This is a genomic window from Plantibacter sp. ME-Dv--P-122b, assembly GCF_030209375.1.
Classification (GTDB): domain Bacteria; phylum Actinomycetota; class Actinomycetes; order Actinomycetales; family Microbacteriaceae; genus Plantibacter.
In genome coordinates this window covers 1-13,239 of the sequence record NZ_JARVSC010000011.1, presented here as the reverse complement: position 1 = coordinate 13,239, position 13,239 = coordinate 1, and the positions used below count along the sequence as shown (strand labels likewise).

General features: G+C 70.0%; 13 protein-coding genes. 5 read left to right on the top strand and 8 right to left on the bottom strand.

Annotation, left to right across the window (positions count from 1 at the left end):
• Positions 1-39 precede the first annotated feature (39 nt).
• From QRN19_RS17260 to QRN19_RS17250, 3 genes are read right to left on the bottom strand one after another with little or no spacing between them, the layout of a single operon-like run.
• Positions 40-1,254 (bottom strand): serine hydrolase domain-containing protein, encoded by a 1,215-nt coding sequence (locus QRN19_RS17260; protein WP_285028433.1) that lies wholly within the window; start codon positions 1,252-1,254, stop codon positions 40-42.
• Positions 1,255-1,268: 14 nt separating this feature from the next.
• Positions 1,269-2,093: a hypothetical protein gene (locus QRN19_RS17255; protein ID WP_285028432.1), complete on the bottom strand. Its 825-nt coding sequence runs from the start codon at positions 2,091-2,093 to the stop codon at positions 1,269-1,271.
• Entirely contained in the window at positions 2,093-2,842 is a 750-nt protein-coding gene (locus QRN19_RS17250) for an ABC transporter ATP-binding protein (protein ID WP_285028431.1), read from the bottom strand. The genes QRN19_RS17255 and QRN19_RS17250 overlap by 1 nt, the downstream gene beginning before the upstream one ends.
• A gap of 99 nt (positions 2,843-2,941) precedes the next feature.
• Here QRN19_RS17250 and QRN19_RS17245 point away from each other — a divergent pair, with 99 nt between their 5' ends.
• Both QRN19_RS17245 and QRN19_RS17240 read left to right on the top strand, forming a co-directional pair.
• Positions 2,942-3,496 carry a hypothetical protein gene (locus QRN19_RS17245; protein WP_285028430.1) on the top strand — a complete coding sequence of 185 codons (555 nt, stop codon included), beginning with the start codon at positions 2,942-2,944 and terminating at the stop codon, positions 3,494-3,496.
• 81 nt (positions 3,497-3,577) lie between these two features.
• The gene (locus tag QRN19_RS17240) at positions 3,578-4,291 is read left to right on the top strand and encodes an HAD family hydrolase (RefSeq protein ID WP_285028429.1); all 714 of its coding nucleotides are present in this window, start codon (positions 3,578-3,580) and stop codon (positions 4,289-4,291) included.
• Between the two features lie 31 nt (positions 4,292-4,322).
• Here QRN19_RS17240 and QRN19_RS17235 read toward each other — a convergent pair whose 3' ends face one another.
• The 4 genes from QRN19_RS17235 to QRN19_RS17220 all read right to left on the bottom strand — a co-directional run bounded on the left by QRN19_RS17235 (position 4,323) and on the right by QRN19_RS17220 (position 8,843).
• Positions 4,323-4,766 carry a BLUF domain-containing protein gene (locus QRN19_RS17235; RefSeq protein WP_285028428.1) on the bottom strand — a complete coding sequence of 148 codons (444 nt, stop codon included), beginning with the start codon at positions 4,764-4,766 and terminating at the stop codon, positions 4,323-4,325.
• A gap of 250 nt (positions 4,767-5,016) precedes the next feature.
• Positions 5,017-6,288 carry an HNH endonuclease signature motif containing protein gene (locus QRN19_RS17230; protein WP_285028426.1) on the bottom strand — a complete coding sequence of 424 codons (1,272 nt, stop codon included), beginning with the start codon at positions 6,286-6,288 and terminating at the stop codon, positions 5,017-5,019.
• Positions 6,289-6,828: 540 nt separating this feature from the next.
• Positions 6,829-8,139: an ABC transporter permease gene (locus QRN19_RS17225; RefSeq protein WP_285028425.1), complete on the bottom strand. Its 1,311-nt coding sequence runs from the start codon at positions 8,137-8,139 to the stop codon at positions 6,829-6,831.
• On the bottom strand, positions 8,136-8,843 hold the full coding sequence (locus QRN19_RS17220) for an ABC transporter ATP-binding protein (RefSeq protein WP_085511157.1): 708 nt from the start codon (positions 8,841-8,843) through the stop codon (positions 8,136-8,138). The genes QRN19_RS17225 and QRN19_RS17220 overlap by 4 nt, the downstream gene beginning before the upstream one ends.
• A gap of 166 nt (positions 8,844-9,009) precedes the next feature.
• Between QRN19_RS17220 and QRN19_RS17215 the strand changes: the two genes are divergently transcribed.
• The 3 genes from QRN19_RS17215 to QRN19_RS17205 all read left to right on the top strand — a co-directional run bounded on the left by QRN19_RS17215 (position 9,010) and on the right by QRN19_RS17205 (position 12,426).
• On the top strand, positions 9,010-10,245 hold the full coding sequence (locus tag QRN19_RS17215; protein ID WP_285028424.1) for a sensor histidine kinase: 1,236 nt from the start codon (positions 9,010-9,012) through the stop codon (positions 10,243-10,245).
• Entirely contained in the window at positions 10,242-10,919 is a 678-nt protein-coding gene (locus QRN19_RS17210; RefSeq protein WP_285028423.1) for a response regulator, read from the top strand. Before QRN19_RS17215 ends, QRN19_RS17210 begins: the two co-directional genes overlap by 4 nt.
• A gap of 64 nt (positions 10,920-10,983) precedes the next feature.
• Positions 10,984-12,426, top strand: a complete 1,443-nt coding sequence (locus QRN19_RS17205) for a sugar porter family MFS transporter (protein ID WP_285028422.1) — start codon at positions 10,984-10,986, stop codon at positions 12,424-12,426.
• Positions 12,427-12,433: 7 nt separating this feature from the next.
• Here QRN19_RS17205 and QRN19_RS17200 read toward each other — a convergent pair whose 3' ends face one another.
• On the bottom strand, positions 12,434-12,997 hold the full coding sequence (locus tag QRN19_RS17200) for a manganese efflux pump MntP (protein WP_285028420.1): 564 nt from the start codon (positions 12,995-12,997) through the stop codon (positions 12,434-12,436).
• Between the last annotated feature and the right edge of the window lie 242 nt (positions 12,998-13,239).

Here is a 13,239-nt window from a genome sequence, read left to right as displayed (position 1 = left end):
CCCGGTGGGGGCCGGCGCTCGGCGTCTGATGGGAAGCGATCATCGCTCGCAGAGGGTCGCGTCGAGGGCGTCGACGACGATCCGGTACTGCTTCATCAACCGCTCGTTGTCGTCGGGCGACACGACCGCCCACGGCAGCGAGGTGACGGCGATGGTGACGGCGGTGCCGTCGGGGCCGACCGCGTTGCGCGTCTGGGTTCCGGGGATGTCGCCGCCATGGCCCCACGCCACACCGCCGCAGCTCAGCGGGTAGCTCTGCAGGCCGAGCCCGTAGCCCGCCCCCGGCCACAGCTCGTCACCAGCCGGGACCGTGGTCTGCATCTCGGCGAGGGTCTCCTTCTCAAGGAGTTCACCGTCGAGCAGGGCCTTCATGAAGACGTTGAGCTCGTGCGGCGTCGAGACGAGGGCACCGGCGGACCAGGCGAAGGAGGTGTCGAGGGCCGTGATGTCCAGCAGGTCGCCGACGGTCTTCGCGTGGTACCCGTGCGGGTGCTCACCGCGCAGCTCGCGTTCGCCCGGCGCCGGGAAGTACGTGTGCTCGAGGTCGAGCGGCTTGACGATGCGCTCGTCGATCTGCTGGGCGAGCGCCCGATCGGTGACGCTCTCGACCATGAGCCCCAACACGAGGTAGTTCGTGTTGCTGTACTCCCAGCGCTCCCCCGGCGCGAACACGGCCGGCTTGGCGAGGGCGATGTCGAGCATGTCGCGGGGCGAGGTGTACCGCTCCTGTGCCGCGAACGCGTCGGCGGCGATCTGGTCGGCGTACTCGGGGAGGCCCGCCGTGTGCTGGAGCAGCTGGCGGACCGTGATGCGGGTGCCGTCGATCCCCTCGCCCGTGATGAGCCCTGGGAGGTAGGTGTCGATCGGGGCGTCGAGCGCGACCTTCCCCTCCTGGACGAGCTGCAGGACGACAGTCGAGACGAACATCTTCGTGTTGCTCGCGATCCGCACCTCGCCGTCGACCGGAGCCGGCTCGTCGGTCGCGAGGTCGCCGATGCCGGCCGCGACGTCGATCGCCTCACCGTCCGGACCGATCACCGAGGCGAGTGCGGCGGGGTAACCGGCGTCGACGAGCGACTGCATCCGGTCCTGCAGCGGCCCGGATGCGGTGCCGGCGGTCTGCTCAACAGCACTGGAGCAGGCGCTGAGGGAGACGGTTCCCGCGAGCAGCGCGGCGGCGGCCGAGACGGCGATGATCGTGCGGTGACGGGTCTGGTGCTGCGTCTTGGTCTGGATCTGGGTCTGGTCGTTCATGTGGGTGATTCCTTTCAGATGTCGCGACGCGACAGCGCAGCGGATGCCGCCGCAGTGAGGGCGGCGGTGAGGGCCAGGAGGGCGAGGATGACGACGATCGGTCCGAGTCCGTCCGTTCCGCCGTGGATGACGCCCTGTGCGAGGGCGACGGGCAGGAACTGAGTCCAGACCGGCAGGGTGCCGCCGGTGATCAGCTGGATCGAGGAGGCGACGACCGGTTCGAGGATGAGGATCGCGATCATCGTCAGGACGCCGGCGAGCTGGGTACGGACGATGAGTCCGACCGCGAGGCCGATGACCGACAGGGCGGTGACAGCGAGGACACCGAGCCCGAACCGTGCTGCGAGATCCGGGAGACCGAGGACGAACGGCGTCCCGGTCGCCGCCAGGGTGATCACGAGCGTGACCAGGCTCACGAGGGCCAGCGCGACACCGAGGGCGGCGCCGATGAGTGCGACTGCGCCCGCCTTCGCTGCGACGATGCGGAACCGCTTCGGCGAGGCGAGGACAGCGCCGACGATGCCGCCGTAGCGGTCGTCACTCGTGCCGGCGAGGACGCCGAGCAGGGTGATCGCCAGGAGTGCGACGCCGATGGAGCCGCTGCCCATCGACGCGCCGAGGGGGTTGAGCGCGTCGAGTTGGACGGCACGGGAGGCGAGGTCCAGGACGGGGAAGTCGCTCCCGAGGGCGTCGAGGCCAGGGCCGATGTCGCCGTCGGCGAGGGCGGGCATGAGCGTGACGAAGGCGAGTTGCGTGACGATGAGTCCCACGATGGCGACCGCCGCGGTGACCTTCGTCGCGGTCGTGGTGACGAGCCCGATGAGTTCAGCGCGGAACATCAGCGCACCTGCCCGTTCTCGGTGAGCTGGGCCGTTCCGGTGACCTGGAGGTAGTACGCCTCGAGGTCACCGCCCGATGCGGCGAGGATGTCACCCATCGACGACTGGGCCACGACGCGCCCGTCGGTGATGACGACCACGTCGTCCGCGATGTCCTGGACGTCGGAGAGGAGGTGGGACGACAGCAGCACCGTCCCACCCGCGTCGGCGAACGCACGCAGCCGGAGGCGGAGCCACTGCATGCCCGCCGGGTCCAGGCCGTTCGACGGCTCGTCGAGGATGAGCACGGCCGGCTCGCCGAGGAGTGCTGCGGCGATCGCGATGCGCTGACGCATCCCGAGCGAGTACCCGCCGGCGGGGCGGTCGGCGTCGCGTGCCATCCCCACCTCGGTGAGGACCGCATCGATCCGGGAGGAGTCGACCCCGATCCGCACGGCGGCGATGCGGAGGTGCTGCCGACCGGTGCGAGCCGGGTGGAGTCCGCCCGCGTCGAGGACGGCGCCGACGGTGCGCGCCGGCTGCTCGAGCTCGCGGTACGGGCGGCCGAGGATGAGGCCATCTCCGGCGTCGGGACGGGCCAGTCCGAGCAGCAGACGGATGGTGGTGGTCTTCCCGGCACCGTTGGGGCCGAGGAGTCCGACGACCCGGCCGGGGTCGACGGTGAAGGACACGTCATCGACGCGCGGGCGACCGTGGAAGGTCTTGCGGAGCCCGCGAGCCTCGATGGGATGGGCGGTGGAGAGGTTCATGGGTCCAGCCTCGGCGCAAGCCGTTGGCGGCGCCCCCGCCTGCCGCACAGTCCCGGGCTGGCCGAACGGACAGTGATCGACGACCTCTAGGCTGCTGGCATGGACACGGCTGCTCGGATGCTTGATCGACGTCACCGTCTCGCGCCGCGCGCGACCGTCGTGGGCGTTGCGGTCGCCGTGGTCGCCGGTGTGCTCGCCGGCTGCGCGTCGTCACCCTCGCCGGACCGGACGACGGCGGCGACTGCATCGGCATCGGATTCCGCCACCCGTTCCGGCACCGGTGAGATCCGGCACCAGCTCGGGCCGCTCACCGACCGCTTCCCGCAGCTCGCCACCGCGCTCTCGGCGACCTGGATGTCGGGGACCATGGGGGACGAGCGGGTTCCGGGCCCGAGCACGTACTGGATCGATGCGGTCGTCGTCCTGGACGAGGCAGGATACGCGGAGCTGCGCGCGCTCGCACCCGGTGAGGCGGGCTCGAGCGAGGAGGCGGAGCTCCCGGACCTCGACGCCGGACTCGACGACGCACTGCCACCGGGGCCGTTCGCGCGTTCGTCTGCTCTCGACGACGCCTTCTCGCAGGACGGCCGCTCCACGCAGGTGTTCCTCGACGATGCGACCAGCTCGGTGATCCTCACCAGCCGGTTCCAGTAGCGGGCGGCACCGCGGGCTCGCACGTTCTGCGGCGAATGACCACCGCTTCACAATCGCGGGCTCGCGGGATTGACTGGACGCATGTCCGAACCAGCTGACACCACCGTCCCCGAGAACTCCGACGACCGCATCGCGGTGCTCTTCGACATCGACGGCACGCTCGTCGACTCGAACTACCTGCACGTCGACGCCTGGGATCGCGCGTTCGCCGATGCCGGCCGACCGGTCGACGCCTGGCGCATCCACCGCTCGATCGGCAAGGACGGCGGCGAGCTGCTCGAATCGCTCCTCGACGGTTCTGACGAGGTCGAGCAGTACGGCGAGCGGGCGAAGGAGTTGCACAGCGAGTACTACCTCCAGAACACCTCACGGCTACGGGTGATCGGTGGTGCGCGCGAGCTGCTCGGCGAGTTGGCGGGGCGCGGGATCGCGGTCGTCCTGGCGACGTCGGCTCCGGAGAACGAGCTCGGGATCCTGCGGGACCTGCTCGACGTCGACGATGCGATCTTCGCCGCGACCTCGTCCGGTGACGTGGAGACCGCCAAGCCGGAGCCCGACATCGTCGAGGTCGCGCTCGATCGTGCGGGCGTGCCGGCGTCGCGCGCGGTCATGGTCGGCGATGCCGTCTGGGACATCGAGGCGGCTGCGCGGGCCGGCGTGGAGTGCATCGGGGTGCGCAGCGGTGGCTTCGGTGAGCAGGAGCTCCGTGACGCCGGTGCGGTCGCGGTCTACGGCGATGTGGCGGAGCTGCTCGCGAACCTCGACGACAGCCCGATCGGCAAGCTCGCAGGCTGACGACGGGCGTGAGCGCGGGCTTGAGCGCGGCTCAGCTCCGCGTGGCGCGGCTGCGGAACCAGCGGGCGAGTTCCAGCAGCGCGCGCATGGTGGCGGTCGGGTCGTCGCGGTCGAGGTCGTCGAAGGTGTCGCGGTAGCCCTCGAGCTCTGCGGTGGAGCCGGTGTCGGCGCGTTCGAAGCCCATCGTCCAGGCGGCGAACTGGCGTTCGCGGATGGGCTCCTCGAACATCACGCGGATGCCGGTGTGGCGGGGATCGGCCGCGAGCGTGTCCATGAGTTCGCGGACGGAGGCGTCCGGGCCCTCGAGGACCTGCAGGAATCGGCCGTCGCGGTAGACGAGCATGCCGGTGAGCTGTGCGCGGGCGTTGTTCTCGCGGCAGACGGCGAGCAGGGCGGTGAGATCGTCATCGCTGAACGGCTGCGTCGCTGTGCTCGCGTACACGAGTGACAGCATCTGGTCTTCGTCGGTGCCCACCGTTGGAGCCTACCCGGCGGGGTGCGGACGCGGTGCCGGAAGCCCTCCGGGACCGACTGCCCTTCGACAGGCTCAGGGACCGAGTCGATCCCGGTGAACCTCCTCCGGTCACTGAGCCTGTCGAAGTGCCCACGAAGAACCCTTCGACAGGCTCAGGGGCCGGAGCGGTCCGGGCCCACCTCCCCCGGTCGCTGAGCTTGTGGAAGTGCCCACGAAGAGCCCTTCGACGGGCTCGGGGACCGGCGGGTGGTCAGAACGGCGCGGGGTCCGGTTCGGTCCGATGGTGTTTACCGTCGGGTGTCGTCCACTCGAGGACCCCGCCTGGGCCGTGGTCGAGGTTCCACCCGGGCAGATGCTTCATCCGGTGGTGATGTCGACAGAGGCAGGCGAGATTGCCGGCATCTGTCGTCCCGCCGTCCTCCCACGCGACCGAGTGGTCGAGGTCGCAGGCCCGGGCTCGCCTTCCGCAGCCCGGTGCCCGACAGGTGCCGTCCCGCAGGCGGACCGCCCGTTGCAGGTCGGACGGAACGCGGTACTGATTCCGTCCGACGGAGAGTACCGCGCCAGTTTCGGGTTGGACGAGGATCCGGGTGAAGCTGGGGGCGTTGACCGCGATGCGGGCCGCGGTCTCAGGATCGATGGGGCCGTACCCGTCGAGCGTCGCCGGGGCATCGCTGACGCCGGCCATGCTCAGTGCTGGCACCGTGATCTGCACGGTGGGCTTGATGTGCTCCTGCACCTCGATCGGGTGCGGAAGCACCGGGCTCGACATGACGTCGTCGGGCGTGACGCCCGTGAGCGCGAGCACCGCCAGGGCGTCCGCCTGCAGCTGGGCGCACGTGCGGGCGTCACCCGCGGCGCGCGACTCCGCCGCTGCGGCCTCGACGCGCTCGATGATGCCCTGCGCGATGGGCGCCGTCGTGAACAAATGCACCCACGCCATGCCGTCGGCGGCGGGCTCGAACTCGACCCGACGGTCGGCCTCGGAGCGGACTGCTCGGGCGATGATGGACTCAGGGTGGAGCCGCTCACGGAGGACACGCGCGCGCCTGCGGAGGTTCGCATCGGTGGACTCTTCCGCGACGGGCAGGACTTCAGCGAGGAACACCGCCCGCCCTGCGGTCGGTACATCGCCGAGTTGGTCGATGATCGTCTGCGCGTGCCGAGCCGAGATGCGGCCGGCCTCGAGGGACGCAAGTACAGCGGGCGCTTCGTTCACCAGGCGCTCGGCGTCGTTGGTCGCCCGCTGCACGGTCTGCTCGGGCATCCGGGTCGCCATCGCGAGGGCCGCGCAGGTGGAGCGGCGGGAGAGCGCCTGACGTTCGGCCGGCGGGAAGATCGCCGGAACTGTGACATCTGCGAAGGCATCCGCGTACGCGGCGGAGCGGGCGAGGAGGCGCGCTTTGCGTGCGTCCAGGATCGCTTGTTGCCGGTTGAGCTCCGCCCATTCATCCGAGAACTCCGCGAGCTGCGCGGCGTATTCATCGCCGGCGCGGATCGCGGCGGAGGTGGTCTCGGTCATGACACCAGTCCACCATGGACCACTGACATTCCAGATGCCGAGTGGAGGCGGTTGTGGAAGTTCATCGGGCACCCTTCGACAGGCTCAGGGACCGGAAAGGGTTGCTCAGGGACCGGAAAGGGTTGCTCAGGGACCGGACGGGCTTGCTCAGGGACCGGAGGGGGTTGCTCAGGGACCGGCGAGGGTTGCTCAGGGACGGGAGGGGTCCGCAGCCCCCGGACCCCTCACCGGCCCACGAGCGCCTTCACGACGCGACCGCCTGCGGCTCGCCGGACCCGTCGTCCGACCGCTTGCAGCGAGGTTCATCGGGATCAGGATCCGGCCCGAACAGGTCACCATCCCGAAACGCGAAGCCTAGAAGAGCGGGCGCGGAGCCTCAACCTCCGACGACGGGACGGCCGCTGGTCGTAACGTGGACGCTGCAGACGCGAGCTGAGCGTCTGCGTCGGCGCTGCTCCTCAACCTGGCGCCGGCGCGGCTGTGGGGCGCCGCTTCCGCCACGCCCCACAGCCGCCACCCGGCAACCCCGACCGCTGCACCTCACTCGTAGCGGAGCGACTCCACCGGATCGGCCTTGGCGGCACGGGCGGCGGGCAGGGTGCCTGCGAGGAACGCGATCACCATGACGACCAGGACGATGATCCCGAGCGACACCGGGTCGAACGCGATGAGGTCGAGACCCGGCAGGTCGGCGAGGAGCGATCCGGACAGCGCGGCACTGATGCCGGTGCCCGCGAGCACCGCGATGCCGACGCCGATCGCACTGCCGAGGAAGCCGATGAACGCGGCCTCGAGACTGAACAGCCCGAAGACCTTCCCGCTGCCCATCCCCATGGCCTTCATGAGACCGATCTCGCGGGTGCGCTCCTGCACGGACATGAGGAGGGTGTTCACGATCCCGAAGCTGGCCGCGAGGAGCGCGATGATCGCGAAGGCGTTGAGGACGAGGACGATCCCGTCGATCACCGTCTTGATGGTGCCGAGTTGGTCCGCGACGGTCGTGCCGGTGTAGCCCGCGTCGGCCAGTCGGTCCTGCAACGCCGTGACCTGCTCGTCGGTGGCGTCCGCGCTGAACCGGATGGACGCCTGCGCGTACCGCTCGACCTGGTCGGACGGGACGCCGATGTTCTGCGTCTCGTAGAGGAGGTCGGTGAGCGCGGCGTTCGGCACGATCGAGGCACCGGTGGGCGAGGCGAGGCTCTCTTCGGCGACCCCGACGACCGTCGCGTCCACGGTGTGCTGCGTCCGCTGCGCATCCGTGATCGCGACCGTGACCGTCTGCCCGACCGCGTCCGCGTCGCTTCCGAAGCCGAGCGGTTCCACATAGGACGTGGGGAGCACGAGCTGGAGGGTCTCGGTGTCGTCGTCGGGCTGTGCACCGTCCAACAGCGTGACGCTCTGCCCGGAGATGAGTCCGCCGACGCCGACGACGTACTTCGTGCCGCCGCCCGCCTCGATGTAGTCGGTCGAGATCGACTTCACGGCCTGCACGTCGAGGACGCCGTCGATCCCGCCGAGCTCGTCGAGATCGGTCGGTGTCAGGGCGACGACGGTCGAACCTGGCGCTCCGGCACCGGTGGCGGCGACGGCATCCGGGTCGTACTCCTTCGGCCCGCTCGTCGCCGCACCCAGCCCGCCGCTGGTGTCGGCCGTCTTGGTGACGGTCATCGTGTCGGACGCACCGACGCTCGACACCGTGTCGTCGATGTAGGCGTTGATGCCGGTGCCGAGCCCGTTCGTCAGCGTGAGCGTGAACGCTCCGACGAAGATCGCCAGGATGGTCAGGATGGTGCGGGTCTTGGACCGGAACGTGTTCGCGACGGCGGTCCCGATGAGGTCGACGGTTCTCATGCGGCCACCGCCTCGTCCTCGACGAGCAGTCCGTCTCGGATGAGGATCCGTCGATCGCAGCGTGCCGCCAGCTCCTCGTCGTGCGTGACGACGATGAGGGTGATGCCGCTCTCCCGGTTGAGGGAGAAGAGGATGTCCTCGACGACGGCGCCGGTCGCCGTGTCGAGGTTGCCGGTCGGTTCGTCGGCGAAGATGATCCGCGGGTTGTTGACGAGCGCACGGGCGATCACCGTCCGCTGCTTCTGCCCGCCGGAGAGGTTCACCGCGCGGTTCCTGGCCTTGTCCTCGAGCTGGAGCTGCGCGAGTGCGGCGAGCGCCCGGCGACGTCGGTCGCCGCGGCGGACGCCGGCGATCTTCATCGGGAGCAGGACGTTCTCGAGCACCGTCGCGTTGGCGGTGAGGAAGAACTGTTGGAACACGAACCCGAAGGTCTTGTTCCTGGTCGTGTTGAGGCGGCGACCGCGGAGGGTGCTCGTGTCGACCCCTTCGAGCTCGACGGTGCCGGAACTCGGTGCGTCGAGAAGCGCGAGCACGTGCATGAGCGTGGACTTGCCTGAGCCGCTCTTCCCGACGATCGCGACGCTCTCGCCGGCGTGGATGTCGAAGCTCACCCCCTTCAGCGCGTCGAACCGGTTCTGACCGCGACCGTAGGAACGTCGGACGTCCCTGACCGAGATGATCGGCGGCGCTGTGGTGCTCTGCATGGTGTCTCCTCGTCTGGGGCCGGGTGCTCCGGCACCACTCCAGACTCGCGGCGACGACCGTCCGACGCGTCCCCCACCGGCGGACACCCGTGTACCGCGTCCGTGGTACCGCTGAATGCCACGTGCGGAGGAGTCGCCGGGCGCCGGTTCCCGGCAGACTGGGCCCATGACCTCCGCGACGCAGGATCACCGGGTGCGCGATCCGCATCCGAGACCTCCGGTGTGGGTGGGCGATGTGGTCGCCGCGGTCCTCATCATCGCCTCGGCGTTCATCCCGTTCCCCAACGCGGAGTTCCGGCCGGGCAGCCCGCTCGTCATCGCCCTGGTGGTCGCGCCGGCGCTCCTCCTCCCGCTCCGTCGGCGCTGGCCCATCCCGGTGCTCGCTGCCGTCATCGCCTGTTACGGCGCGGCGGCGATCACGGGGACCCTCGCTCCCGGTGTCGTGATCGCGGCCGCCATCGCGATGTTCGGGGTGGCCGTGCGCTCCGCGCGGCGGACGACCCTCATCACGGCCGTCTCGACGATGGTCGCGGTCGCCCTCCTCAGCCTGCTCGCGTCGATCGGCAGCTTCGATCCGCGGACGGTGCAGTTCGCGGTGCTGATCGCGTTCGCCGCCGCAGCCGGAGACGGGATGCGCTCGCGCCGCGCGTACATCCTGGCGATCACCGAACGCGCGGAGCGGGCCGAACAGACCCGCGAGGCCGAGGCGAGGCGTCGGGTGACCGAGGAGCGGCTCCGGATCGCGCGGGACCTCCACGACACCGTCGCCCATCAGATCTCGGTGATCAGCCTGAACGCCGGGGTGGCGTCGAGCTCCCTGGAGTCGCGGCCGGAGAAGGCGAAGGAGGCGCTCGTCTCGATCCGCCGTGCGTCGCGGACGGTGCTCGGCGAGATCGGTGATCTGCTCGAGGTCCTGCGGAGCGACAGCGACGGCCCTGGCGCAGGCTCCCGTGGAACGCTGCCGCAGCCGGGGCTCGACCGACTCGATGCGTTGATCGCCGAGTTCACCGCCGCTGGCCTCGACATCACGACACGGGTCGACCCCGACGCGCCGAAGCTGTCGACCGCCACGGACACGGTCGCGTACCGCGTCGTCCAGGAGGGGCTGACGAACGCACTGAAGCACGGTCCTGAGCGTCGTGCGCACGTGCTCGTGGAGGGCGGCGACGGGAGGATCGTCGTCAGCGTGAGCAATCCGACGGCGCCCGATGTCCCGCGTGAGCAGGCCGACGCGGCGCCGACCACCGGGCACGGACTCCTCGGCATCCGCGAGCGCGTCGCCGCCGTCCGCGGGACCGTCGACGTCGGCCCGACCCCGGGCGGCTGGCGGCTGTCCGCGAGCCTCCCGACCGGCGAGCCGATGCACGCAGATACGACGAACCCTGAGGAGTCCCCCGCATGACCACCGTGCTCGTCGTCGACGACCAGTCACTCATCCGCCAGGCGGTCGCCGACATCCTCTCGTCCGAGGCCGACCTCGAGGTCGTGGGCGAAGCCGTGGACGGCGCGCAGGCGGTGTCGCTCGCCCGCGAGTTGCGACCGGACGTCGTGCTCATGGACATCCGCATGCCCGTGCTGGACGGCATCGGTGCGACCTCGGCGATCTGCGCGGACCCCGACCTCGCGGACACCCGGGTCCTCATCCTCACCACGTTCGAGGAGGACGAGAACCTCATCGCGACCCTGCGAGCCGGCGCGAGCGGCTTCATCGGCAAGGGCTCGGAGCCCGAGGAGATCGTCCGCGCCGTGCGCGCGGTGCACGCCGGCGACGCACTCCTGTCCCCAGCGGCGACCCGGAGTCTCATCACGAAGTACGTCGTCGCTGCGGACGAACCGACGAGTCCACGCCCGGTCCCCGCCGAGCTGGCGCTGCTCACCGAGCGGGAACTCGAGGTGCTGCTCCTCGTGGCCCGCGGACGCTCCAACCAGCAGATCGCCGACGACCTCGTCATCTCACCGCACACCTCGAAGACCCACGTGAACCGCATCATGACGAAGGTCGCCGCCCACGATCGCGCCCAGCTCGTCATCCTCGCGTATGAGAGCGGCCTGCTGCGGCCGGGCGCCGACGACTGAACCGGTACTGTCGTCCTGTCCACGATGCCGTTCGGCGCCAGGGCCCAGCAGACGAGGAAACACGATGGCCGGATCCCCCACAGCCCGACAGTCGGCGAGCGCGCTGCCCGCCCTCACCTCAGGGACGCACAGCCGCCACCTCGGCCTGATCTCGATCGTCGCCTGCTTCGGCGGGTTGCTCTTCGGCTACGACACCGGCGTGATCAACGGGGCGCTGCGTCCGATGACCGCGGAGCTCGGGCTCACCCCCATCACCGAAGGTGTCGTCACGAGCTCGCTCGTCTTCGCGGCCGCCGTCGGTGCGCTGCTCGGCGGTCGGGTGTCGGACGCGTGGGGCCGGCGGCGGAGCATCATCGCGCTGGCGGTGCTCTTCTTCGTCGGTACGCTCGTGGTCGTCTGCTCGCCGAACGTCGAGTTCCTCGTCGCCGGTCGCGTCCTCCTCGGGCTGGCCGTCGGCGGTGCCTCCGCCGTCGTCCCGGTCTACCTGGCGGAGCTCGCTCCGTACGAGATCCGAGGGTCGATCACCGGCCGCAACGAGGTCGCGATCGTGCTCGGACAGTTGTCGGCGTTCGTGATCAACGCGGTCATCGGCAACGTGTTCAGCGAGCACCCGAGCGTGTGGCGCATCATGTTCGCGGTCTGCGCGCTGCCGGCGGTCGCGCTGTTCGTCGGCATGCTGCGGATGCCCGAGTCACCGCGGTGGCTCGTCGACCACGGTCGCCGCGAGGACGCCCTCGACGTGCTGCGGACCGTCCGGTCCGACGACCGCGCCGTCGCCGAGCTCGCGGAGGTGGAGGCGTCCATCACCGCTCAGCGCGACGAACACCGGATCGGGCTCGGGGCCGTCCTCCGCAACCCGTGGCTCGTCCGTATCCTGCTCGTCGGTGTCGGCGTCGGGATCGCCCAGCAGCTCACGGGGATCAACTCGATCATGTATTACGGGCAGACCGTGCTCGTGGAGTCGGGCTTCGATGAGAGCGCAGCGCTCATCGCCAACATCGCGCCCGGGGTCATCGCCGTCGTCGGTGGCTTCATCGCCCTCACCTACATGGACCGACTCGACCGCCGGAAGACGTTCGTCATCGGCTTCTCACTCACGACCGCGTGCCATCTGCTCATCGGTTTCTCGTCGATGGTGCTCGAGCCGGGCGACCCGATGCGTCCCTGGGTCATCCTGGTCCTCGTGGTCGTGTTCGTCGGCTCGATGCAGACGTTCCTCAACGTGGCGGTCTGGGTCTACCTCGCCGAGGTCTTCCCGCTCCAGATGCGCGGCCTCGGGATGGGCGTCTCGATCTTCATGCTCTGGGTCGCCAACGGGTTCCTGGCGCTGTACTTCCCGTCACTGGTCGACGGCCTCGGCATCACCGGGACCTTCTTCCTGTTCGCGGGTGTCGGCGCGCTCGCACTCCTGTTCGTCGCCACCCAGGTGCCCGAGACGCGTGGGCGGAGCCTCGAGGCGCTCGGCGAGGACGTGTCGACCGGCGCGATCTTCACCCGGAAGCGGTGACCTCCGACTACCCGGTGAGGTGGTCGATCAGGATCTTGGTACCGATGAGGATCAGGATGACGCCACCGGCGATCTCCGCGGGCTTGCCGAAGCGCTGACCGACGCGCCGGCCGATGAAGACGCCCAGGAAGGCGAGCACGAACGTCGTCAGGCCGATGAGGACGACGGCTTCGAGGATCGAGCCGGGCAGGAACGCGAGCGTGATGCCGATGGCGAGCGCGTCGATGCTCGTCGCGAGCGCGAGGATGAGGAGTCGCCGGACGTCGATGCGGTCGGAGTCAACCTCGGTGTCCTCGTGGCTCGAGAACGCCTCCCAGAGCATCTTGCCGCCGACGAGGGCGAGCAGGCCGAAGGCGACCCAGTGGTCGACCTCCGTGATGTACCGCGCGAACTGCGTGCCGAGGACCCAGCCGATGAGCGGCATGATCGCCTGGAAGAGTCCGAAGGTCCCGGCGATCACGAGCGCGTGACGCACGTTGAACCGTCGCATGTGCAGGCCCTTGGTGAGGGCGACGGCGAAGGCGTCGGCGGAGACACCGAGCGCGATGAGGAGTAGCGGCCAGAACGTCATGTCGCGAGGTCTTCCTGTGATGCGTCCTGGACGCGGAGCTGCGTTCGGGCGCCGTGCCGCGAGGACCCGTCAACGTTGCCAGCGCGGTGCGGCGGCGGCAAGCCGAGACGCCCGATTGCCAGCGTTTCGCCTCGCCTAACCGGATCGTTCGGGTCACCTCCGCCCGAGGATCGGCCCGTCGAACTGCGGGGGGGGGGGGGGGGCGGCTGCACGGAGCCGCACCTCCCCCGCGCGACCGGGAT